Source organism: Streptomyces sp. NPDC057682 (assembly GCF_042799575.1).
Classification (GTDB): domain Bacteria; phylum Actinomycetota; class Actinomycetes; order Streptomycetales; family Streptomycetaceae; genus Streptomyces.
Window position 1 is genome coordinate 126,007 of sequence record NZ_JBHVIN010000015.1, and the last position, 22,285, is coordinate 148,291.

Sequence of the window (22,285 nt, forward strand, 5' to 3'; positions counted from 1 at the left end):
GAGCGTCCCGTCACGTGGTGCCTGTGGTCACCGCGCCGCCTGGGTGCGCAGCCGGGCGGCGTTGTCCGGGCTGAACAGGTCGTACAGCAAGGCGGCGTCCTCCCGGTGCATGCGGGCGGCGTCCTGGTCGCCGCAGTGGTCGTGGGCGTCGCCCAGCCACTCCTTGACACGGGCCTGCCAACGGCTGCTGCTTCGGACCTGGGGGAGTGCTTGGGTCAGCTCCTCCACGGCCTCGGCGCTCCGGCCGGCCTCGTCGAGGAAGCGGCCGTGCAGGGCGAGAGCCCGGGCGGCCTCGTAGTCCTCGCCCAGGTCGGCGAGGAGGGTGCGGGCAGCCGCGACCGTGTTCAGGGCCGCGTCCGGATCCGTCGCTGCCTGGACTTCCGCGAGAGTGATCTGCGCGAGTCCGATCCCGCGCCGGTAACCGCACCCTTCCCAAACGGAAATGGCCTGAATCAGCGTCTCCGTGGCCTGCGGGAAGCGGCCGGCGTGGAAGTGCGCGGCACCGAGGCCGAGCAGGGCCTGCCCCTCGTCGCGAACGTCGCCGCCGGTCCGGGACGCGTCGAGGCACTGCAGGTACCAGTCGACGGCCTTGCCATGCTCTCCGGCCGAGGCAAAGCCAATGGCCCCGGAATTGAGCATCTGCCGCTCGCCCGCAACGGTTCCGGTGCGGCGTGCGGATTCCAGTCCGATCTCGTGGGCCGCACCCCACAGGGCATAGAGGTGACGGAAGTGGAACAGGGGCCAGAACGCGTCCGTGAGCTCCCACGCCGGCAGGTCCTGCTCGACAGCCGCCGTCAGGACCGGCAGAAGATTGTCCGCCTGCCCGTCCAGCCACGCCTGTGCCGCGCCCGCGTCCGAGAAGAGACCGGCGGGCGCTGGAGCGTGCGTACGGAGGGTGGCCTGCGCGGGGGTGAGGAGGCGCTGGGCCGCAGTGGCGCGGCCGAGCATCCAGTTGAACAGGAGTCGCAGTGGCTCACCGGGGTCCGCTGCGGGTGCGCAGGCGCGCGCGTGGTGCCGCACGATGTCGTTCATCCGGAAGCGGTCGCCGGGGACGGGGTCCAGGAGCCCTTCGTCGGCCAGGTCGGCCAGGTGCCCGGTGGCGTCGGGGGCGGGGGGCGCGGACATCGCTGCGGCCATGTCGGAGGTGACGAGGATGCCGGGCAGCTGACCGAGGGTCCGGTAGAGGCTGCGGGCGGGTTCCGGCATGTTGTTGTAGGCGTCGTCGAGGGCGGTGGTGATCGCCATGCGGGCACGCTCCAAGGGGTTGTGAGCAGGATCGGTGAGAAGGGCGGCGAAGGGGGCGATGCCGGTGCGGTGGCGGGCTGCGGTCAGTACAAGCGCCAGCGGCAGGCCGCCGCACGACTCGGCGATGCGCACGGTGTCCGCCGCGTCGGGGTCAAGCCGGTGGGGGCAGGCCCGGGCGAGCAGTTGAACGGCGTCCTGCATGTGCAGCGGGACGAGGGGCAGCAGCTCCGCGCCGTCGACGGCCAGCTCCCACAGGGAGGTGCGGCTGGTGACGACGATGCGTGCCCCGGCTGCTGCCGGGAGCAGCGGGCGGACCTGCTCGGATTCGCTGGCCCCGTCGATCAGCACATGGACCGGACGGTCGGCGGTGAGGGATCGCCACAGGGCCTCGGCCTCCGAGCGGTGGCCGGGCGGGCGGTCGAATCCCAGGGCGCGCAGCCACTGCTGCAGCACGGCTTCTGGCAGGGGGCCTTGGACGTGGGTGAGATCGGCGTAGAACGTGGCAGGTCCCGTGGGCAGCCTGCGGAGCCATTCCGTGGCCAGAGCGCTCTTCCCGATGCCGGGGATCCCGCTGATGACGGCCAGGGTGGATGTCGAGGTCAGCATGTCGTTCAGGTCCTGCAGTTCCCTCTTCCGGCCGGTGAAGAACGGGGCCGGGCGGGGCAGTTGCCTCACGGTCGTCCGGTGGGGGGCGGGGGACTGGTAGTGGTGGTGGATGCCTCCGGAGACCGATCCGGCCTGCAGGACGGGGCCCGACCTGCCCCCGCTGATGGCGTTGTGCGTCCCGGCTGCCGGGGTGGGCCCGGTCACCGGTATACCCCCGGCGTGCTGCCCGTGACGGTGCGAGCGGGGGCGTACCGGGCGCCGAACTCCGCGTAATGAGGCGCGTCCAGGTCGAGCAGGCGTCTCACCGGCTCGGTGTGCGGGTGGTCGATGAGCTGGAGCAGGAAACGCAGTCCCCAGGTCAGAGGCCGGCATGCCGGCGCAGGCCCCTGCCTGCATACCGAGCGGCCCCAACTGCCCGTTCTCACGCGCTGGGCGTGCCGCGGGGGTGGGGTGGTGGTCGCTGCGGGTGCGTCAGTACGCATGTGTGCTCCGGGTGTGGACGGTGATCGTGCTGTCGGACCGGCGGTGCTATGAGGGCCGGGGCAGGGCGCTGGCAAGGTCATGAAGGGCGGTTGCCAGTACGGCGAGCCTGAACAGGCGCTCGTGCGGCGCCGTGTCGGCGGGGATCGCGTGGCAGGTCATAACCCGCGCGGCTGCGGACCGCAGGTCGGGCAGGGCGCTGGCGTAGGCGTGTGCTGTTTCCCGGTAGGCGCGGGTCACCAAGGCACGCACGACGTAGGCGAGGCGCAGTTCCTCGCTGGTCAGAATTTCCGGGGCCGGGCAGATGCCCGACCGGTACCGCTCGCGTGCCGCGCACGCGGCCCGGCCGAGGGTGACACGGTCGTAGTCGGCGCCGGGGGCGCATTCCGACGGCAGCGCGCTGTACACCTTGCCAGACGCGGGCGGCCACGTGGTGCGGGCGGGGCTGCGGGGCGGCGCTGCCAGGACCCGGGGCCGGGCAGCGCCCGCCAACTGAATCACTCGGTCGGAGGCGAGTCGGCCGAGGGCACCTCGCACGTCGTCGGGGCCGGCTGTGAGGATGGTGGTGAGCAGGTGCCGGAAGGGCAGGAGGGCGCCGGTCGGGTACGCGCCGTTGTCAATCATGGAGGCCAGGAGTCCGTGGGTCCGGGTGACGGCATGGCCCCGGGGCCGGTCGTCACGACTTCTCCAGAGGCCGTCGGCACCAGTGATCACGTTGTCGGCGGCCAGCTGGTTCAGCGCGTCACGCAGGCTGGGCTCCGGAGCCCCGGGGATGACAGTACGCAGTTCGGTCAGGGTGATGCGCGCGCCCGGGACGTAGGTGCCCGCCTCGATCCTCGACCGGACCAGGGCGGCTGTCTGGTCCGGACCGACGGCCTTCGTCGCGGCGCCCGGGGTAGGTATCCCCGGCAGGACTGTGGACACGGAACTCCGATCTCGGAAAGGGACGTGCTGGAGCAGAAAGGCAGTGCGGGGCTGCCCTTGTCAGCGGGGCGGGAGGTGATTCAGGTCGTTCATTGCCCGTCCCCTGGGCCGGTCCCCGAGTCCAGGAGGTAGCTCAGATCCCCCTCTTCCCACAGGGGCGCGGCGGACGGAACGACCCAGTAGCGGCTGGGGCCGGAACGAGCGTCTGCCGGTGGCAGTTCCACGTGTCCGGCCTTGCAATGGAATCGCCAGACCGGACCGCGCCGGACGGGCCGATCAGGGACTGCCTTCGTGACCAGCAGCGTCATCCCGGACTCCGGGACACCAATGACCGGACCCCACCGCTGGGCCGGTATTCGGTCCAGGAGTCTGCGGCATGCCACGGGATCGGTCCACAGGAAGTCGACGTCCTCCCCGCATACGGCGAACCGGCCCCTGGACCAGGCCGGCTCGAAAGAGGCGTCCGCCCGGTACGCGCGCGGCAGCACCCCTAGCGGATCGACCTGCTGGCTGGCAGCCGTTGCTTTCGCGGTGCGCCGCCGTGCGATGCCACTGGCAGATCCACGAGGGGGGCGGATCTGCCAGACCGGCCGTGCCTTCTCAGCGGCGGCCGGGGGCGACGAGCCAGCATCAAGGATCTGACGGCGCCAGCCGGCCGCCACCAGTTGGGCATCGGTGAGCCCGGTGGAGCGCAGGTTCTTCAGGCAGGAGTGGACTCGGTGGCGCGACAGACCTGTCACGTTCGCGAGCTCCTTCTCCAGGAAGGCGTCTGGGCAATCGAGCGCGAGGTGGCCCCAGACCTTCACCGTATCCTCCGGCACGGAGCCGGGATCCCGGCTCCCGGCGTCCAGAGGAGCGAGGAGTCCGCCGACCAGAGCCCAGCGGGTCAGCGCGCGCAACGACCTGACCCCGGCCCGGTTCGCACAGGCCCGCTTGTGCCCGTCGACTCCGGAAGCGGAGATACCCATGCGTTCGGCGGCCGCGTGAAGACTCAGACCCTCAAGCGTCAGCAGGGACAGCGCCTCGACCTGACGGGCGGACAGCGCGGGCCCGCTGTCCGTAGGCGCTCGGAGCGGTTCCTTCGCAGGGGCGCTGTCGCACAGGACGCCGTGCCGCCAGCCCTGAACGACCGCAGCACATGTGTCGCCGAACCGGTCCCTGAGCGTCCTCAAGCACCGGTGAACGATGTCCTGGCTCAGACCAGTCTGGCGGACGATCTCCCCGGGCAGCTTCTCGTTGGAGACGTCCAGGACCAGGTGCTGCCACACCAGCCGCTCCTCGTCGGACATGTCCACGGCTTCGTCCGGCCCGGCCCGATCCGGGCGCACCAGCACCCCCGCGCGAATGCCTTCGTGGATCAGCGCCCGGTGCGCACGGCGCCCCGTCAGCGACTGGCAGTTGCCCAGCCTCGTCAGGATGGTCCCCCGGGACACTCCTTCGGCCGTCGCGCAGACGGTTGTGGTCCGGCCTCCGGCCCGCAGTGCGAGTGCCCGCCGGACAGACGGGGGAGCGTCCCACTCCCCCTCACCCGGAGCAGTGGCAGCCACTGCGGTATGGACGGGCGACGCCACGTCCAGACCGCGCCGCAGGACACCGTGAGCGATGCCGTACCCGATCAATCCGTGGGCCGACGTGGAGAACTGCCGTTTCAGCGAGTCCAGTACACCAGCCACCCTCGCCTCCGGCAGGCCCAGGGCCGCGGACAGGGACGGCACCAACTCGGCATCCAGGATGTCCCACCGCAATGCCTCCCACACTGCGCGGGTGTCCTGGTCCAGTTTCAGCGGCACCGGCCGGACTGCCGGCAAGGGCAGCGCTTCTCGGTCCAGGAGCCTGTAGGACATGGCGCGCAGAGTCAGGACGCCCACCCGGGCCTGAATCACGTCCAAGGACCGGTGCACGCTGGCTGTCCCGTTCCCGCGTCCCGCTGCCGCCTCGTCCAGCGTCATCCCGCCGACGATTCTCCTGGCCAGGTACCCCTGTGCCGCAGAGAAGGCGAGCCCGGTTCCTGCGATGGCGCTGTTCACGACCGTATTCCTTGGTGTAGTGGGGGCATCTTCGTCATGGTCGGTGGGGGAGCGCGGCAGGGTCCTGCTTGTCCAAGGACAGCGGTGCCTGCTGCTCCGGCGCGTTGACCGAACCCACCGGGCGTCCGGGTCCGGAAGCTGGGACCCCGGCCCGGCCCGGCCCGACCACGCCGTTCTGCTCGGCTAGCGCCAGGGCCCGGACCTCGTCGAGCTCGGCCTTCCGTACGCCCTGGAGATCGCACGCGAAGCGGGTGGCGACCGTTGCCGAGAGCGTTCTTTCGTCGTCCAGGAGCACGAGCCGGTCGGGCAGATATCTCGGTCCGCTCGGCGGCAGTGTGTAGCCGTACACGCCGCACACATCTGCCTCCCCCGCCCACACGATCTGTCGGCCCCGCTCGGCAAGGACGGGGCAGTAGGAGAGGGCGCATGCCGCACATGAAGGCGGCATATCGGTGTACCCGGCCCAGCCGGCCGGCTGTCCGTCCTCTCGGGTGGCGACCAGAACGTGCAGCAGTCCGCTGCCGCCCCGCGCGGCGGGTTCGCCGCAGCCCTGGCACAGGCGGTTGATCATGCAGTGCGACTGCCGGAACGGGGACAGCGCTGTGCCGTTCGTGCTGCCTTCGGGCGTGCCTCCGGTCGTCCGGGCGAGCAGAACAGGAACTTCGGGGAGGCGGTCGAAAGGCGTTTTGGTCCGGTAGGCGATCCAGCCGTCCGCACCAACGACCAGTCCGGACCCGGAGGTGTCCACCTCGCCCTCGCCTTCGGTCAGAGCGATGAACGGCGTGTGGGAGCGGGGTACTTCCAGCGGTGACCGCGGGTGGGCTGGAACGGTAGGTGTCAGCACGGCAGATCCTCGGCGATACGGAACTCGGACCGGGTCCAGGTGAATAGGGGGCGAGAAGCGGAATGGCGTTGGGCGGCGGGGCGGGAAGCGAGGGGCCGGTGGCGCCCGGTAGGACGGCAAGCCCGCTCGGCGATGGAGGGCAGGTCCGTGCCGAGCTGAGCAACATGAGTCACCGGTCGCCCCCTGCCGTCGGCCTGCGCCCATCAGCCGTGGCCGGCTGCTCGGCGCGCGGCTTCCCTGAGCCGTGAGCCTGTGGATCGTGCCAGAACGCGTCGATCGCAGACAGGCGCCGCTGTGCGTCGGCGGGCAGGGAGCCCTGACGAAGCTTCTTACGCTGCTGGTAGAGCCAGTTCTTGAGTGCGCCGGCGGGAATGTTGAGGTGGCCGTTCGCGGCCCGGAACGTCTGCAGCTCGGCGCAGTGCTTGTCCCACCGTTCCTGGAACGGATCCCACAAGAAGTTGATCTCATTCAGGAGCTTCACGTACTCCGGCGCGAGCACGCCCTTCTTCTTGTGGCTTCGCTGGGCCCTCACCCAGGACCGCACTCGCACACCGTCCGCGGTCACGAGGTCCTCGGGGACGACCCAGTGGCCGTTCTGGGCATGAAACTTTGCAAGTGTTCGCAGTGTGGTGTGCCATGCGGCGTCCCGCCGGTTGGCGAAGTCGATGCCGACCTTCTTCATCAGCTCTATCTGCCAGGGAGCGAGCCGGTCCTTGAGGTATGCGGCTCGCTGGACTTCCAGCCACCTTGCCTCGCGTGAGTCGGGGAGGCGCAGTAGGCTCCCGCGCTGGTCGTAGGTGGATTTCAGCTCGCGGTATCGGCGCACCCAGCGATCCTGCGCGGCGTCCCACGGGAAGCCGATCGCGGTCAGCAGCTCGATGCGCTGTGGCGACAGCTTGCCCCCATTGCGTCGGGATCTTTGCATGGTGCACCAGTTGAGGACGACCGTGCCGTGGGAGGTCAGAACGCTTCTGTCGAAGGCGAAGTGGCCCTGCTGCCTGGCGAGGCGCTTCACCTCTTGGTAGGTCGTCGTCCAGGTCGCGTTCGCCGGGTTCCGGACGATGCCGAGCTCCTCCAGCAGCGACCGCCGCTCTGCGCTGAGCTCCCCGGCGTTGTACGCGGTGCGCTGCCGGTGCCACCAGCCCCCCAGCCGGAGGCCCTCGGTGGTGACCCAGCCCTGCGGGATGTCGACGGTTCCGCGGGCATCCTTGTAGGCGCAGGCCGCACCGTAGTACTCCTCCCACGAGCTCGTCGCCGCCCGGACCGTCTGGACGGTGATTGCGCTGGCGAATCCGGGCGGCACCGGGACTCCGGTGATCCGCAGCCAGTCCGGAAGACCCAGGTCCTGGCCGTCATCGGTCTCGGTCTCGGCCTGGTCCTCGTCGCGGCCCTGACGGGCGCCGAGGGCCCGCCGCATCTGGATGAGTCGCCGGCTCAGTCCGTCGTCGTGTGCGGACAGCGCCCGCACCACCTCCCAGACCGGGGCGAACGACGACGTGCTCAGCGCGGCTTCCGGGTCCTCGCCCGGCTTGAGCAGGACGGGCACGATCACCGTGGCGGTCTTGGGTCCGGGGTGCCTGCCGCGGCGCAACGCGCGGCCGACCGCCTGAATACAGTCGATGGCCGACCCGCGGCTGTCGATGAAGGCGATCGAGTCCACGGACGGCACGTCGATTCCCTCGCCGAGCACTCGCGCGTTCGTGATCACGACCAGAGAGTCGTCCTCGGAGCGGAGGCGGGCGAGGACCTTCTGACGGTCGGCGAGGGACTGTTCACCGTGGACATGGCCGACCGAGAGGTCCAGGGGACGGACCGGCGGTTCCAGATGCTCGACGGCGTGCGGAAGCGTTGCTTCGAACCAGTGCGCGGAGTCGACACGGTTGTGAAAGGTGAGCAGTCTGCGCAACCCGTACTCGTGTGCCGCGCGCAGAATGGCAATCTGAGTGGCGAGCACGGCAGGCGACAGCGCGGAGTCGCCGCTCTGGTAGAAGTCGCCCTTCGGGCTGCTGGCCGCAGCGCGGATCTGCTCATCGGTCACGACGGGTACGACGATGCGGTACCCGGCCAGCAGTCCCAGGGACATGGCGCGCGAGAAGCCCAGGCGGAATGCGACTTCGCCGTAGATCTTCTCGTTGTCCATGCTGACGGTGTCGTCCCCCGCCCCGGTGACGGTTCTCGGCGTGGCGGTCATGTACAGGCGGTATGTACTTGGGTAGAGTCCGTTGTGGTGTACCTCGGCCGCCGCCTTGGCAGCCGGGCCGGCGGTGCGGTGCGCCTCGTCCGGAATGATCAGGTCCCACATGGGAAGCCTGAACGAGTCGTGAGATTCGGCGATTACGGGCAGGCTTGCGTAGGTGGCCACGACTGTGACCCGCCCCGGAACGGTGGTCAATCGGGCGAGGTCTTCGGCGCTGGTCGTCACCGCCGCACCCTGTGCGTTCATCTGGGGTCTGTGCTCGCGCAGGACGTCTTTGTCCGAACACACGGCCACGACCTGGCCCATCCCCGAGTCGCCGAGGACCTCCTGCCACTCCCTGAGCGTTTGAGTGATCAGCTCCAGGAACGGCACGACGACCAGGACCCGGGCGACTTTGGACCGCTCGGCCAGAGCACGGACAGTCGCAGCAGCGGTCCGGGTTTTTCCGGTGCCGCACGCCATTACCGCCGTGGCGCGCTCGTTCGTCTCGAACGCAGTCACCAGGGCGCTGACAGCCTCCTGCTGGTGAGGCCATAGATCAGGCTGCAAGGACGTAGGCATTTTTCCTCGATCATGAAAGACAGGTGCGACAGGGGCGCAACCAACCGTCTCGAAGGACTGCATGTGGTGAATGGGGACGAAGAGCGCGCCGCGCGTGCGTATGGCCGGCGGCGTGGACCCGGGCGCGGAGGGATCTCACGGGGTGTTCCGCGCCCGGGCGTTCAGGTGGCCGTCGCGGCCGGATTGCTGCCGAGGCCGGTGCGTTGTCCAGGCCGATGCGCTCCTGGCCGTGAAGGACCGGTGCCGCAGGAGATGCCGCGTCCGCCGATGAGAGGGCGGGGCACCACCTGCCGGGCAAGCTTCACGCTCGGGCCGGAAGCTGGTGCAGCCGCTCCGCCGACTGTGCATGCCGGGCGAGCGCAGCGTACACAGTCATGAACGAACGGTGAGCGAAAAGGTAGTCGTGGTCGCTCACCTCGGTACTGAGTCCCGCGAAGTTCTCGGTCGCCTGTTCTGCGCTGGACACTCCGGCCAGCACGATCGAGTCGGGACAGCTCCTGAGGGCGTAGTGCAGGGCGATGCGTGCGAGTGTCTGCGGATCGGCACCGAAGCGTTCACGCAGGCCGTCGAGACCGCGGTCGATGAGCCCGCGGATCGAGGGGGAGTACTGGGAGCGGACATCCCCAGATGCGAAGGCCGAGTCGGGACCGTACTTTCCGGTGAGCAGTCCGTGCAGGAGCGGCTCGTGGACCATGGTGGCCGCGCCGTGTCGGCGAGCGAACGCGAAGACGCTCTCGGCGCCGGCCGCGGCAGCGCCGGAGGACGGTTCGGGCGGGAAGGCCGCGGTGCTGAGGACCTGAGGACCGAGTTGCTCGACGAGGAAGTCATGCCGCATCCGGCATCCCCGACGACCGACGCGCGGGCCGGAAGCGGGGGGATCTGCCACCAGGATGGCGGGCACGGTCATGCCGAGCGCAGTGACGTCGCCGGAGTCGCGCAGAGCCTGCAGCGTGTCACGCGCTTCATCGAGGTAGCGGTCCTCGGGCCCGAAGTCCGTGTGCGCGAGGACCAGCACATCGACCCGCCGCGCGCCGAAGTTCTCCTGGGCCTGCTCGACCTGGCGGAAGAGATTCAGAGCGCTGTAGGGGTGCTCGCCGGTGCCCTTGTAGTTGCCGATGGTGCTCGTGATGCGCACGCTCTCGCGCGGCACCTGGGCGAGCATCCTCCCCAGGACCCTCTGCGAGTGCCCCAGTCCGTAGACGTCCGAGGCGTCGAACACGGTCGCGCCCAGGGCGTGGGCGCGCAGCAGCGTGTCGACCGCGCTGCCGCTGTCCGCCACCTCTGCCCAGCCGACTGGACGGTTCTGGTTGGTCGCCGGTCCGCCGATGGGCCGGCAGCCTACACCCAGTGGGTGCTCGGTCCTTTCGGTGATCAGGCGCCGAGGGGCCAGATAGGAAGCGGTCACGGCTCACTCTCTTCGCGAGGATTCAGGGCGCCGCTTCGGCCGGCTCTTCGGGCTCGGGCGCGTCGGGGCGAAAGAAGGTGGAGGGCGGCGGCGGTGCTGCCGGCCTAGCCCCTCCACCGTGACACTCGTCCAGCGCCCGCGTCCAGGAGACAGGTGCGTCACGACGGTGGTCACTTTTTCCGAGCACACCCTCCAGCGACCCCTCGATTTACGATTCTTGCGCCTATTTGTCCTACCTGGATTTCGGAGTGAAGAAGAGAAAGTGACCACTGAGATGACACACCCACACCCTGGCGTACCCGCCCAGGGGAGCGGCAGGGTGGTGATCGTTCCGAACTGGCCCGTCTGGGCTCGGACTTGGCACTTACGCACCGCACCACCCCGCACGCTTCTCAGGCGAGTTCCGGATGAACCCGAATAGTCGCCTGCCACCATCCGCCGCTTCCCCGGCTGCCGGGCATCGCTCCAGAGGTGACCCTGACAGCACCTCATGGCATCCGGGGAGGCGGCCTCGATCCCGAGGACCTGGACCTGACCGTGATTGCGATATACGAAGTGGCCTTCGCGGGCTTGGGCGCCACGGCTGTGGGCGGTGTCGCTGCCGCGGCGCTTATGGCCCGATCACGCCAGACCCTTACGCGCAGTCTCGCCCGGGCCCAGGCAGCGGCCGCAGACGCGGAACGGCAGCGGGAGGCGGTGCTGAAGCACCTTCGACAGCGGGACGAGGCGCTGAAGCACCTTGTGGGCGCGCGGCTGCCCAGCCTGGCGCTGCATCTGCGCAGCGACCACTACCCTGTCCCGGGCCTGAAGGACACCAGCCTGTCCGGCACGGAGTTCGCGGCCCTGCTCGACGCCGTCCAGAGGTGGGTCTCGGAGGCGGTGCTCGACGAGCGGCAGCGGGTGAACGCGGCGGCCAGCGCGGCCTTGCGTGGCGCCTTCATGGAGATCCAGGCGAAGGCGTACCGGCTGCAGACCGATCTCACCGATCTGCAGCATTCGTGCGAGGACGAGAAGACCCTCAAGGACTACTTCCGCCTCGACCACCTCAACGAGCAGCTGGTGCGACTGGTCCAGAAGGGAGCGATCGTCGCCGGCCTCTGGCCCGGCCTCGTCCGCCCCAACAGCCATCTCCCCGACCTCGTCACCGCGGCGACCGCCCGCCTGGCAGGCTTCGAGCGCGTCAGCGTCCATTCCAAGCTGCGCACCGACACGGTCGGTGTTGTCGGCCGGGCCGCGGAGCCGGTCGCGGTGGCCTGCACGGAGCTGCTGGCGAACGCCCTGGAGTTCTCGCGCGCGGACCTCTCGGTCGAGGTCACCCTGCTGCCCACCGACAACGGCGCGGTGTGCATCCAGATCGACGACGCCGGCAAGGGAATGACTGCCGAGGAGGACGGACGCGCGGCACAGCTGCTTGCCGGAGGGAAGCAGGTCCTGCTGACCGAACTGGGTGACCCTCCCGCCCTCGGCTTCGCGGCCGTCGGCCGACTTGCCTTCGAACACGGCTTCGGCGTCACCGTTGACCAGACCTCCCCGTACTCGGGCGTCCGCGCGATCATTACCATCCCGCCTGCTCTGGTCGCCGAGATCAACCCCCGCACGAATCCCCTCTCCGCCATGTCCCCCCTGCCGGCCCCCGCCCCTCGTGCTCCCCGCAGAGCCGTTTCCTCCGAGCAAGACGGGACTGCCGGCCCGGACAGCGATGCCTTGCCCCAGCGCCGGCGTCACCGCCGCAGGGCTTCCGGCCCGGACGAGCGAACGGCACCCGTGGGGCGCCCGCCCGAGCCGGGGCAAGCCCGCACGATCTGGGACGACTTCGAACAGGGGATGGCCGCCGGGCGATCCGGAGCCCCTTTTGACACCATCCGAAATGAGGACCGAGCATGAGCAGCTCCACCCTGGCCGCGCACGTCAAGGATCCCTCCTGGGTCCTCAACCCGATCACCGAGATCAGCGGTGTGCGCCTCGCACTGATCATCTCCTCCGACGGAATCCTCATGGGCGCGTCCGCACCCGCGGGCACCACGGGCTTGGACGACCGCGACAGGAGGGACATGATCGACCGCGTATGCGCAGCGGTCTCGGCCCTCCACGGTGCGAGCCGTGCCGCCGCGGTGGAGGCCCTCGGCGCGGACACAAGGACGCCCGTCTCGACCATCACCGTGCAGCTCGACGCCGAACCCGGGGCGCAGGACGGCACCAGCGTCGGCACTCTCATGGTCATGCCCGTCGGCGGAGGTTCGAACGCCAACATCGCTGCCGCGTTCGGCGCGATGACCCCGATGGGCGTCATCGCGCAGACCATGGCCACGCAGGCGAAGAAGCTCGGTGAGGTTATGAGCGTTTCGTCGCGAACCAGCGGCCCCACCTCATGACCCGAGGCCGGGAACCCAGGCTCGTCCCGAGCTACCTGGCACCCGGGAGCAGCACCAGAAGCGCGCCCACCCGCAACTCCCTGCAAGCCCTCACTGTGCTCATCAGCACCCGCCTGCCGGCCTCACCCCATCACACCCCGGCACACCAGCGGCTGCTGGACCTGATCGCCAAGGGGTCGCTGACCGTCGCGGAATCCGCTGGCTACCTGCGGCTTCCGATGGGCGTCTGCAAGATCCTCGCCTCCCAGGCCGTCGACGACGGCTGCCTGATGGCCCGAGCACCCCTCCCGGGACTTCCCGACGGCATTCGCACACCCGGGGCCGAGTCGCCCACCATCTCTCTCCTGGAAAGGGTCCGCGATGGTCTCGAAGCCCTCCGGTAGCGCGTCGTCACCGGTGTATCTGCCCCGGGAGGACTTCGACCTGGTGAAGATCGTCGTCGTCGGGCCGTTCGGGATCGGCAAGACCACGGCCGTCGGGGCCGTGTCCGAGATCGGCACCCTGCACACGGAAGAGCCGATGACGCAGGCCGCAGAGGCCCTGGACGACCTGGTCGTGGACGGCAAGACCACGACCACGGTCGCCCTCGACTTCGGCCGCATCACGCTTCACGCCGCCCGCATCGTTCTTTACCTGTTCGGCACACCCGGCCAGGAGCGGTTCAAGGTCCTCTGGGACGACATCACCGAAGGGGCCCTCGGGGCCCTGGTCCTCGTCGACACCCGCAGGCTCGCCGCCTCCTTCGAGGTGATGGACCTCGTCGAGAAGGCCGGGCTGGACTACGTCGTCGCACTCAACCAGTTCCCGGACACGCCTGCGCACGACCTCGGTCTCGTGCGCAGCAAGCTCGACCTGGAAGCCCACACCCCCCTCGTCACCTGCGACGCACGGGACCGCACGTCGGTACTGGGCGCGCTCAGAACACTGACCGACCACCTCATTTCGCGCGCCGGAGCCCAGCCCTCATGACAACCGCCTCCCAACTGAACGCTGTTGCGCTCTACACCGCCGAGCACGCCGCCGACCCCCAGCGCAGCTTCGCCCGCCTGCGTCAGCAGGGCCCCGTAGGCCTCGCCGAGATCGACCACGGCGTCTATGCCTGGGTGGTCACCGACTACCGGGCGGCCCTGGACCTCCTCCGTGACCGGACCGGGCTGTGGACCAAGGACACCCGCGGCTGGATGGAGCGCGTTCCCGACGACAGCCCGGTCAAGCCGATGATCCAGTGGCGCCCCAGCTCGTTCTTCGCGGACGGCGAGGAACACGCGCACCTGCGCCGGGTCATCACCGACAGCTTCGCCCTCCTCGACCCCCGGCACGTGCGGGACACGACGCTGCGGCACGCCGACACGCTCCTGGCCGAGTTCTCCCACGCCGGCCGCGCCGACCTCGTCGGCCAGTACGCCCGGCGACTGCCGCTGTTGGTGCTCAACTCCCTGTTCGGGATGCCCGACACGGCCGCCGCCCAGCTCATCGGCGCGGTCGAGGCGGTGACGAGCACGGACCTCATCAGCAAGGCACAGGGCGAGGAGTCCCTCACCGCCTACCTCGGCACCGCCTACCAGGCGAAGGCCGCCCAGCGGGGCCAGGACCTCACCTCGTGGTTCATCGACCACCCCAACGGACTGTCCGCCGACGGGGTGATCAACCAGATCCTGATCACCCAGGGCGCCGCCTGGGAGACGCTGGCCGGACTCATCGCCAACACCGCCGCCCGCATACTCTCCGACGAGCGCTACCGCGGCACTCTGACGACCGGCAATCTGCCCATCGGGCATGCCATCGACGACGTGCTGTGGCAGGACCCGCCCCTGGCGATGTACAGCCTCCACCGACCGCGCCAGCCCGTGCGCTTCCACGGACGCGACATCAACCCGGGTGAACCGGTCTTCGTCGCCTACGCCGCGATCAACACCTGCCCCTACACGGGCCAGAGCGATGAAGGGTTCCGGTCGGACCGCAAGGCTCACCTCGCGTTCGCCGCCGGCCCGCACGAGTGCCCCGCGCAGTCCGTCGCCCTGGCCGTCGTGGCTGCCGCGATCGAGCGGCTCACCGCCACCCTCCCGGACATCGAACTCGACGTACCGGCCGAGCAGCTGACGTACCGCCCCGACGCCATCTACCGCATTCCCAAGGCGCTGCCCTGCCATTTCACGCCCCTCGCGCCGGCACAGAGCACTCCGGCCCGCCGAGCGCACTCTCAGCCGGGGCAACCCGTCGCCGGGCGGTAGCCGACCGCCGAACGTCCGAGCTGAACCCGCCACCCCCGCACCCTCCGCACCACGCAAGGAGCAGAGCCGCGCCACGAGCAAGCCCGGCCCGGCCACGTTGACCTGCCCGTCACAGCCACCCACCCGGGTCCGCTCTGAAGACGAAGGAGACCCCCATGACGGTCCTCGACCAAACCGCCAGACGCCAGCCGATACCATCAGCCGCCCTCCTGCTGGACGCGGCCGCCCTGCGGGACGAAGTCGGCACGGTCCTCACCGACTTCCTCGCCCAGAGGGCACGGACCGCACCCGGTCCGGAGACGACTTTGCTGTTCACGACGCTGAGCGCTCTCCTGGCCGGTGGCAAGCGCCTGCGGGCGCACCTGTGTCTCGCGGGCTGGAAAGCCGGCGGGGGGTGCGGCGACCGGGCCCTGGTTCTGCGGGTGGCTGCCTCCCTGGAGCTCTTCCACGCCTCCGCCCTGATCCACGACGATGTGATGGACGGCAGCGACCTGCGCCGCGGCCGCCCCACGGCGCACCGCGCGCTCGAAGCGGCGTTTCTCGCCGACGGGGTCCAGCCCCCCCGGGCCGAGGCTCACGGCCAGGCCGCCGCTCTCCTGCTGGGCGACCTTGCCCTGACACAGTCGGACGACCTCCTGCGCACCGGGCCCGGCACCGAGGCGCTGGCGCGGATCCAGCCCCTGCTGGAGACCATGCGACACCAGCTCGCCTACGGCCAGTACCTCGACCTGGTGGCGGCCGGCCGGCCCTGCGACGACGTCGAGGCCGCGCTGCGGATCGTGCGCTACAAGACCGCCTCCTACACCATGGAGTGGCCCCTGCGCATAGGCGCGGCGCTCGCCGGAGCCGGTCCCGAAGTGCACACCGTGTGCAGCGAGTTCGCCATCCCACTGGGGGAGGCGTTCCAACTGCGCGACGACCTCCTCGGCGTGTTCGGTGATCCGTCCAGGACCGGCAAGCCGGTGGGGGACGACATCCGGGCGGGCAAGGCCACCGTGCTGATGGCGCTCGCCCTGCAATCGGCCACCGCCCCCGACCGCCGACTGCTGCGCGAAGCGGTAGCAGCCCCGGACCTGACGAACGACGGTGTCCGGCGCGTGCGTGAGGCAATCGAGCGATCCGGCGCACGCCGGCAGGTCGAGACGATGATCGCGGCACGGCGCCATGAGGCACTGACCGCGCTCGACGGGGCCCCGCTTCCCCTTCCTGCCGCGGAGGCCCTGCGAAAGATCGCCGACATGGCCACGGTGCGCCAGTCGTGACCGGCACCCAGGCAAACACCGTTGCCCGACCCCAGCCGCATCGAAGGTTCGACTCCCAAGCCGTGCGCCTGATGGCCGACATCGACGCCGACCCGTGGGGCAGCGTGGATGCGTCGGTGTACGAGACGGCCCGCGTCGTCTCCCTGGCGCCGGACCTCGACGGGCACACCGCCCGCCTCGGATGGCTGCTGGACCAGCAATCACCGGACAGCACCTGGGGCGAAGGCCCGGCACCCTACCGGCTGCTTCCGACCCTCAGTGCCGTCGAAGCCCTCCTGGTAGCCATCGCCCGCAAGGAGGCCGCCACCATCCCGGCCCGGAACCGGCTCGCGGCAGCCGCGGCCGGAGGCCTCGCCGCGCTGCGCACCCTGCCGGCCGAGGGGCCGTGGCCGGACACGGCAGCCATCGAAGTCCTCGTCCCCAGCCTCGTCGCCCGCATCAACCATCTCCTGGACCGGCCCGTGATGGGTGGGCTGCCCCACCTGGGCGCGCACTCACGCGGGGCGCGCCCCAGCGTGCCGCCCGGATTCCGCTCCGCGCGGCACGAGGAAATCGCTCAGCGGTGCCGCACCGGTCTCCCGGTCAAGCTCCACCACACCTTCGAGGGCGTCGCCTGGCATCTGCCCGGCGATGCGGTCCCCGCCCCGGACGGTCTGCTCGGCAGCTCACCGGCGGCCACGGCCGCATGGCTCGCCTCCCAGACCGACCCGGCGCAATGCGAACAGGCGAGGGCGGCGCTGTCGGCCACGGCCCGACGCTACGACGGGCTTCTCCCGGAGGCCGCCCCCATCCGCACCGTCGAGCGCCTGTGGACAGCCGCCGCCCTCGCCCGCCCTGGTCTGCCGCCCGCCGGCCGGGCCACAGCCCAGGCATGGGCACACGACATCTACGACCCGGCCGGAGTCCGCGGCGCGCCGGGGCTCCTGCCCGACGTCGACGACACCGCGATGGCCGTGCAGGTGGCCGCCGTCACCGGCGCGGCCTGTGACCCGGCACCGCTCGCCGCGTTCTGGGCCGGTACCCACTACCGGTGCTACATCGGTGAGGACACCGGATCGGTTACGGCGAACGCCCACGCCATCCAGGCCCTGGCAGCCCACCTCCGTCTGCGCCCGGCCGCAAGACCGGTCCACCACCCGCGCATGGACCTCGTGCGCGACTGGCTGGTGGGGCAGCAGACCGACGGGGTCTGGACGGACAAGTGGCACGCCTCCCCGTACTACGCCACCGAGCGATGCGTCCGGGCCCTCCTCGACCACGACGGACCGGGCACCCGCCACGCCGTCCGGGCCGCCGTCGACCGGGTCCTGGACGGCCAGCACCCTGATGGGACCTGGGGCATCTGGGGCGGCACGGCGGAGGAAACCGCCTACGCGGTGAAGATCCTCCTCGCCGACCCCGCCTCCTGCGGCCGGCCGGGCCGGGACTCGGCGCTCCGGCGCGCCGCGCAGGCCCTCGACGAGTGGGGCACTCGGAGCCCGTTGCCGGCGCTGTGGCACGACAAGACGCTGTATGCCCCCGCCGCGATGATCCGGGCCGAGGTCCTGGCGGCCCGCGAACTGCTGACACAGCATCTTGAAGGGGCGGCCCTGTGACGTCCGACCACCGTCTCGCGCCGATCGCTCCGGGCCGGCGCCCGCTCATCGGGCACGCGCCGGCGATGCTGCGCGACCGGCTCGCCTTCCTGCAGCACTTGCGCACCCACGGCCCCATTGTCCGGATCGCGCTCGGAACGAAGTCCGTGACCGTGGTCAACTCGCCCGAGCTGATCCACCAGATGCTCACGGCCCGGTCCAACGCCTTCACCAAGGGACTCCTCTTCGAGAAGCTGAAGCTCTTCGGGAACGACGCCCTTCCTGTCGCGGACGGGCCCGGGCACCTCACGCGCCGCCGGCTGATGCAGCCCGCCTTCCACCGCGAGCAGGTCACCGGCTACGTCCGGACCATGCGCGACACCGCCACCTCAGCCATCGGTGCCTGGTGCGAGGGAGACGACCTGGATCTGAAGACCGAGATGCAGCTGATCGCCCAGAACATCGTCATGAGCACCGCGTTCTCCACCACCCCCGGGCCCCGCGCCGCCCACGCGATCCTCACCAGCGTGGACACCCTCTTCAAGGCGGCCCTCAGGCGCGCCCTGCTGCCCGTCCCGTTCCTGGACCGGCTCCCCACCCGATACAACCGGCGGCTCGCCCGCGCCAGCAGCACTCTGCACCACGTGGTCGACGGCATCATCACCGACCACCGCGCACGACCCGACGACTACAACGACGTCGTCTCGCTGCTCCTGGACGCCCGGGACGAGACCGGCGCCCCGCTCCCGGACGACGACATCCTGTCCGAAGTCACCGGCCTGCTCGCCGCCGGATCCGAAACCGCGGCCGTCGTCATGGCCTGGCTCTTCCACGAGCTGAGCCGCCACCCCCACCTGGAGGCACGACTCCACACCGAAGTCGACACCGTCCTGGCCGGAGGGGAACTCACCGCCGACCACCTGCCCCAGTTGACGTTCACCCGCGCCCTCGTCCAGGAGACCCTCCGCCTGTACAGCCCCGGCTGGCTGGTGACCCGGCAGGCCACCGAAACGGTCCGGCTCGGCGACTACACCCTCCCCGCCGGCACCGACGTCGTCTGGAGCCCCTACACCCTGCACCGAGACCCCGGCCTGTACCCCGATCCCCTGAAGTTCGACCCCGACCGCTGGCTGCCGAACCGCCTCCAGCTGCCCAAGAACGCCTTCATCCCCTTCGGCGCCGGCAAACGCCAATGCATCGGCGACGCCTTCGCATGGACCGAGATGACCGTCGTCACAGCCCTCATCGCCTCCCGCTGGCACCTGCGCCCAGCCCCCGGAACCCGGCCCGTGCCGGTCGGCGCGATCACGGTCCACCCCTCCGCCCTGCGGATGAATCCCGAAGCCCGCCGCGCCGACGGCGCCCGGGAGGCGGCATGAACATCCGCAGCACCGCAGCCGTGCCGCTCCCCATGCCGGATCTCGGTGCCGCCTTCCCCGGCCCGTTCCCGGCCAGCCCCCACGCCACCGCCATGGAGGACCGCCTCCGGCACTGGGCCACCGAACAGAAACTCCCCGTCCCGACGAACGAACTCCGCACCCTGTGCGCCATCACCAGCCAGGGCATCGCCCGCGCTCTTCCCACCGCCGGACTCGACAGCCTGCAGCTTGCCGCCGACCTCTTCCTGTGGCTCGTGGCCTTCGACGACACCCACGGTGAGCTGGCCGCCGCAGTCGACCCCACCGCCCTGGCCGCCCACGTCAACGAACTGACCGCAGTCCTGGCCGGCAACACCCCCACGACACCGGCACCGGCACGTCCGTTCACGACAGCACTGCGCGATCTCCTCGACCGCATCACGGTCCGTGCCACGCCCAGCCAGTACCTCACCCTCACCGGACACCTGCACGGCAGCCTCCTCGGCCTCCTCTGGGAAGCCCACCACCTGAACGACCCCAGCCGCGTCACCTTGCGCACCTACCACATGATGCGGCCCCTCACCGTGTTCGCCCGCACCCTCACCGCCATCGCACCGATCGCCCTCTCCTACGAACTGCCCGAACGGGCGGACGCCATGGGCGCGGTGGAGAGAGCGGAGTCAGAAACCGCAGTCCTGGCCGGATGGGTCAACGACCTCGCCTCCTACCACCGGGAGGCGAGCCGGAGCACCGTGCCCCCGCTGAGCCTGCCCACACTCCTGATGCACGAGCACCACCTTGAGCTGCCCGAAGCATTCACGACCGCCGCCGGGATGTGCGAACGGCAAGCCGTACGCATCCGCGCCCACCTCGACGAGCTGTCCACCGGCGACCCCGGGCCGCTCACGCGCCACGCCCAGGCCCTGGAACACATCGTCCACGCGTTCATCTGGCACATCCGCCACGACCGCTACACCACCCCGTGACCCCGACCGGGGCACTCACCCACCACGGAAGGCACCTCCCATGTCCGAGAAGATCCACACCGCACCTGCGCCCGTCCAGCTCACCCCGGCCGAGAAGCGGGCAGCCGAACACCTGGTCGCCGGATCGTCGAACGCCGAGGGCGCACAGGCCCTGAGCATCAGCACCACGACGTTCACCAGCCACATCGCCGCCATCGGCCAGAAGTTCGCCCTCACCGGCCACCGCAGCCGGCCCGCTCGCGCCCACGCCGTCCTGGCCAGCAGACAGGTACCCCCGCCACCGGCTCCCGAGCACATGCCCCACTTCACCGAGCGGGAACTGCGGCTGCTGCGCGCGCTCGCCGAGCGCCCGGAGACCTACGACATAGCCACGCAGGCAGGGGTCGCCGCGGCCGATGTCCGCCCGCTGATCGCCGACCTCGTCGCCAAGGCCGGCGCCGCCAACGACACGCACCTGGTCGCCCTCGGCCACGCCTGGGGACTGCTCGGCACCAGCCCGACGGGAAGCGGACGTTCCGCGACGAACGCCAAGACGCGGCCCGCGTCGCCGGCGCTCCGCGTACCGGCACCCTCCGGAACGGGGTTTGCCAGCTCCACCGCCTGACCGATCTCCGCCGACCACCTTATCCACGAACGGACCCCGCCCCGCGTCAGTGCCCGGGCGAGGGACGGCCTCAGCTCGCGGACCGGGCGGTCGCTGGGGACGACGCGATATCTACGACGGCGGGGAGGGGGCGAAGGTGAGTGTGGGGACTCCGTGCGGCCCGCACTCGGGGCGCAGCATCGTCGGCGCGACGACCTCCTGCAGCATCATCTCCTGGATGAACTGGACCTTTGCCCAGAGGAGGTGGGAGACGCTGCCAGCAGCGTTGAGGTCCTTGCGTCCGACCGCGACGTGAAGGTGCGGGGCCAGGGAGTCGGTGTCCGGGCTCCAGGCGAGGGTTCCTGCCCCCACGGCCTCGACCGTTTCCAGCACGGTCTCCTCCCATACGGGTGCTTCCGGGTCCTGCAGAGGGCCGTCTGCTCCCACCAGGCCCACCTGTCGGAAGCCGCCGAGGAACATCGGGATGATCGCCTGCCGGATCTGGTGCTCTGCGCAGAAGCCGGTGAGCTCCTTGACGAAGTCGTCGCCGTCGTCGAAGGCCAGCGCGAAGGTGCGCCCCAGGGTCAGTTCGGTGGCCCGCATCAGCCTCGCCCCTGCGGGGTCGTTCCGGCGGGGGCGAAAGTCGCGCGGATCGTGTCGGTGTCGGCGCCGGCGCGCAGCAGGACCGTCAGGAGGTGGCGGGCCTTGTACGGGTCGAGGTGCCCCGCGCCGATGAGCCCGCGGGAGAGGAGGTCCTTCTCCGATCCGTCGAACCCGTACGCGCGGGTGAGGGTGGTGCCGGCTCCGGTGCGGGAGGCGAGGACGACGGGGATCTTCTGGGCCGCCTTCGCTAGAACGGGAACCCAGCTCTCGGGGACGTGGCCCACTCCGAAGCCGGCGATGACGATGCCGTCGACCTGGTCCAGCAATGTCTCCAGGAGAGCGCCGTCGTCGCCGAGGGTCGCGGTGTACAGGGCGACGCGCACCTGCCTGTCGAGGGATCCGGTCAGGGGGTGAGGCTGGTGCGCGGGGACGGCGAGAAGGCGCAGGGCGCCTTCGGCGACGATGCCGAGGGCGCCGGTGTCGGGGGCGGTGAACGCGCCGGTGCTGGTGCTGTGCGTCTTGCGGACACGGGCGGGATCGAACACCTCGTCGTTGAAGACCACGAGAACGCCCAGGTCGCGGGCATGGGGGCTGGCCGCGACGGTGACGGCGGCGAGCAGGTTGGCCGGACCGTCGGCACCGGCCAGATGCGGGGCGCGCATGGCTCCGGTGACAACGAGCGGGGCCCGCTCCGTATACAGCAGGCTCAGCAGGTAGGCGGTTTCCTCCAGGGTGTCGGTTCCCTGGGTCACGACGATGCCGTCCACGGTGCCCTCGCCGGCCATCGCCCGCAGCCGGCCCGCGAGCCGGTCGATGTCGTCCAGCGTCAGGGAAGCCCCGGGCTTGCCGGCGAAGGACAGCGTCTGGATGGCCACGTCCGTGCCGTCCAGCTGAGGTACCGCGGCGAGCAGGTCCTCCGCGCTGAGGGTGGGGCGAGCTGCTCCGTCACGGTCGGAGGGCATCATGGCGATCGTGCCGCCGAGGCCGACCACGACAACGGTGGGGCGGGTGCGGTCCTTCGTCAACG

At 70.5% G+C, this 22,285-nt stretch carries 18 protein-coding genes; 10 read left to right on the forward strand and 8 right to left on the reverse strand.

The features are described from left to right. Positions 1 to 27: 27 nt before the first annotated feature. The 6 genes from ACFVDM_RS26400 to ACFVDM_RS26425 all read right to left on the reverse strand — a co-directional run bounded on the left by ACFVDM_RS26400 (position 28) and on the right by ACFVDM_RS26425 (position 10,289). Positions 28 to 2,055 (reverse strand): hypothetical protein, encoded by a 2,028-nt coding sequence (locus ACFVDM_RS26400; protein ID WP_383645001.1) that lies wholly within the window; start codon positions 2,053 to 2,055, stop codon positions 28 to 30. 324 nt (positions 2,056 to 2,379) lie between these two features. Further along, on the reverse strand, positions 2,380 to 3,255 hold the full coding sequence (locus ACFVDM_RS26405) for a hypothetical protein (protein WP_383645004.1): 876 nt from the start codon (positions 3,253 to 3,255) through the stop codon (positions 2,380 to 2,382). Positions 3,256 to 3,344: 89 nt separating this feature from the next. Beyond that, a complete protein-coding gene (locus ACFVDM_RS26410; RefSeq protein WP_383645007.1) occupies positions 3,345 to 5,282 on the reverse strand; it encodes a helix-turn-helix transcriptional regulator in 1,938 nt (645 codons plus the stop codon). Positions 5,283 to 5,316: 34 nt separating this feature from the next. Then, positions 5,317 to 6,030: a hypothetical protein gene (locus ACFVDM_RS26415; RefSeq protein ID WP_383645010.1), complete on the reverse strand. Its 714-nt coding sequence runs from the start codon at positions 6,028 to 6,030 to the stop codon at positions 5,317 to 5,319. Between the two features lie 265 nt (positions 6,031 to 6,295). Continuing rightward, a complete protein-coding gene (locus tag ACFVDM_RS26420; RefSeq protein ID WP_383645013.1) occupies positions 6,296 to 8,947 on the reverse strand; it encodes a Helicase associated domain protein in 2,652 nt (883 codons plus the stop codon). Between the two features lie 238 nt (positions 8,948 to 9,185). After that, positions 9,186 to 10,289 carry an aldo/keto reductase gene (locus ACFVDM_RS26425; RefSeq protein WP_383645016.1) on the reverse strand — a complete coding sequence of 368 codons (1,104 nt, stop codon included), beginning with the start codon at positions 10,287 to 10,289 and terminating at the stop codon, positions 9,186 to 9,188. Positions 10,290 to 10,760: 471 nt separating this feature from the next. On the opposite strand from ACFVDM_RS26425, the gene ACFVDM_RS26430 reads away from it, so the two are divergent. The 10 genes from ACFVDM_RS26430 to ACFVDM_RS26475 all read left to right on the forward strand — a co-directional run bounded on the left by ACFVDM_RS26430 (position 10,761) and on the right by ACFVDM_RS26475 (position 20,676). Continuing rightward, positions 10,761 to 12,173 (forward strand): sensor histidine kinase, encoded by a 1,413-nt coding sequence (locus ACFVDM_RS26430; protein WP_383645018.1) that lies wholly within the window; start codon positions 10,761 to 10,763, stop codon positions 12,171 to 12,173. Next, positions 12,170 to 12,661 carry a hypothetical protein gene (locus ACFVDM_RS26435; RefSeq protein ID WP_383645021.1) on the forward strand — a complete coding sequence of 164 codons (492 nt, stop codon included), beginning with the start codon at positions 12,170 to 12,172 and terminating at the stop codon, positions 12,659 to 12,661. The genes ACFVDM_RS26430 and ACFVDM_RS26435 overlap by 4 nt, the downstream gene beginning before the upstream one ends. A 95-nt stretch (positions 12,662 to 12,756) precedes the next feature. After that, positions 12,757 to 13,044, forward strand: a complete 288-nt coding sequence (locus ACFVDM_RS26440) for a DUF742 domain-containing protein (protein ID WP_383645024.1) — start codon at positions 12,757 to 12,759, stop codon at positions 13,042 to 13,044. Continuing rightward, entirely contained in the window at positions 13,022 to 13,630 is a 609-nt protein-coding gene (locus ACFVDM_RS26445) for an ATP/GTP-binding protein (RefSeq protein WP_383645027.1), read from the forward strand. Before ACFVDM_RS26440 ends, ACFVDM_RS26445 begins: the two co-directional genes overlap by 23 nt. Beyond that, positions 13,627 to 14,892: a cytochrome P450 gene (locus ACFVDM_RS26450; RefSeq protein ID WP_383645029.1), complete on the forward strand. Its 1,266-nt coding sequence runs from the start codon at positions 13,627 to 13,629 to the stop codon at positions 14,890 to 14,892. Before ACFVDM_RS26445 ends, ACFVDM_RS26450 begins: the two co-directional genes overlap by 4 nt. Before the next feature lie 155 nt (positions 14,893 to 15,047). Next, complete coding sequence (locus ACFVDM_RS26455) at positions 15,048 to 16,154, forward strand: polyprenyl synthetase family protein (RefSeq protein WP_383645032.1); 1,107 nt, start codon at positions 15,048 to 15,050, stop codon at positions 16,152 to 16,154. A 62-nt stretch (positions 16,155 to 16,216) separates the two neighbouring features. Beyond that, entirely contained in the window at positions 16,217 to 17,749 is a 1,533-nt protein-coding gene (locus ACFVDM_RS26460; protein WP_383645035.1) for a prenyltransferase, read from the forward strand. Continuing rightward, positions 17,746 to 19,107, forward strand: coding sequence for a cytochrome P450 (locus ACFVDM_RS26465; RefSeq protein ID WP_383645038.1), 1,362 nt, complete (start codon positions 17,746 to 17,748; stop codon positions 19,105 to 19,107). The genes ACFVDM_RS26460 and ACFVDM_RS26465 overlap by 4 nt, the downstream gene beginning before the upstream one ends. Beyond that, the gene (locus tag ACFVDM_RS26470; protein WP_383645041.1) at positions 19,104 to 20,072 is read left to right on the forward strand and encodes a terpene synthase family protein; all 969 of its coding nucleotides are present in this window, start codon (positions 19,104 to 19,106) and stop codon (positions 20,070 to 20,072) included. Before ACFVDM_RS26465 ends, ACFVDM_RS26470 begins: the two co-directional genes overlap by 4 nt. A gap of 40 nt (positions 20,073 to 20,112) precedes the next feature. Further along, entirely contained in the window at positions 20,113 to 20,676 is a 564-nt protein-coding gene (locus ACFVDM_RS26475; RefSeq protein ID WP_383645044.1) for a LuxR C-terminal-related transcriptional regulator, read from the forward strand. 111 nt (positions 20,677 to 20,787) lie between these two features. Here the strand turns inward: ACFVDM_RS26475 and ACFVDM_RS26480 are convergent, their stop codons facing one another. Together ACFVDM_RS26480 and ACFVDM_RS26485 are read right to left on the reverse strand one after the other, a co-directional pair. Continuing rightward, a complete protein-coding gene (locus tag ACFVDM_RS26480) occupies positions 20,788 to 21,258 on the reverse strand; it encodes a PPC domain-containing DNA-binding protein (RefSeq protein ID WP_383645047.1) in 471 nt (156 codons plus the stop codon). Next, the gene (locus ACFVDM_RS26485) at positions 21,258 to 22,283 is read right to left on the reverse strand and encodes an asparaginase (protein ID WP_383645049.1); all 1,026 of its coding nucleotides are present in this window, start codon (positions 22,281 to 22,283) and stop codon (positions 21,258 to 21,260) included. Before ACFVDM_RS26485 ends, ACFVDM_RS26480 begins: the two co-directional genes overlap by 1 nt. Positions 22,284 to 22,285: the final 2 nt, after the last annotated feature.

What these genes read in the sequence shown, in the direction of transcription:
- ACFVDM_RS26480 (WP_383645047.1), bottom strand. Translation starts at nt 21,258, where the DNA reads ATGCGGGCCACCGAACTGACCCTGGGGCGCACCTTCGCGCTGGCCTTC.
- ACFVDM_RS26450 (WP_383645029.1), top strand. Translation starts at nt 13,627, where the DNA reads ATGACAACCGCCTCCCAACTGAACGCTGTTGCGCTCTACACCGCCGAG.
- ACFVDM_RS26435 (WP_383645021.1), top strand. Translation starts at nt 12,170, where the DNA reads ATGAGCAGCTCCACCCTGGCCGCGCACGTCAAGGATCCCTCCTGGGTC.
- ACFVDM_RS26475 (WP_383645044.1), top strand. Translation starts at nt 20,113, where the DNA reads ATGTCCGAGAAGATCCACACCGCACCTGCGCCCGTCCAGCTCACCCCG.
- ACFVDM_RS26470 (WP_383645041.1), top strand. Translation starts at nt 19,104, where the DNA reads ATGAACATCCGCAGCACCGCAGCCGTGCCGCTCCCCATGCCGGATCTC.
- ACFVDM_RS26455 (WP_383645032.1), top strand. Translation starts at nt 15,048, where the DNA reads ATGACGGTCCTCGACCAAACCGCCAGACGCCAGCCGATACCATCAGCC.
- ACFVDM_RS26445 (WP_383645027.1), top strand. Translation starts at nt 13,022, where the DNA reads ATGGTCTCGAAGCCCTCCGGTAGCGCGTCGTCACCGGTGTATCTGCCC.
- ACFVDM_RS26420 (WP_383645013.1), bottom strand. Translation starts at nt 8,947, where the DNA reads ATGCAGTCCTTCGAGACGGTTGGTTGCGCCCCTGTCGCACCTGTCTTT.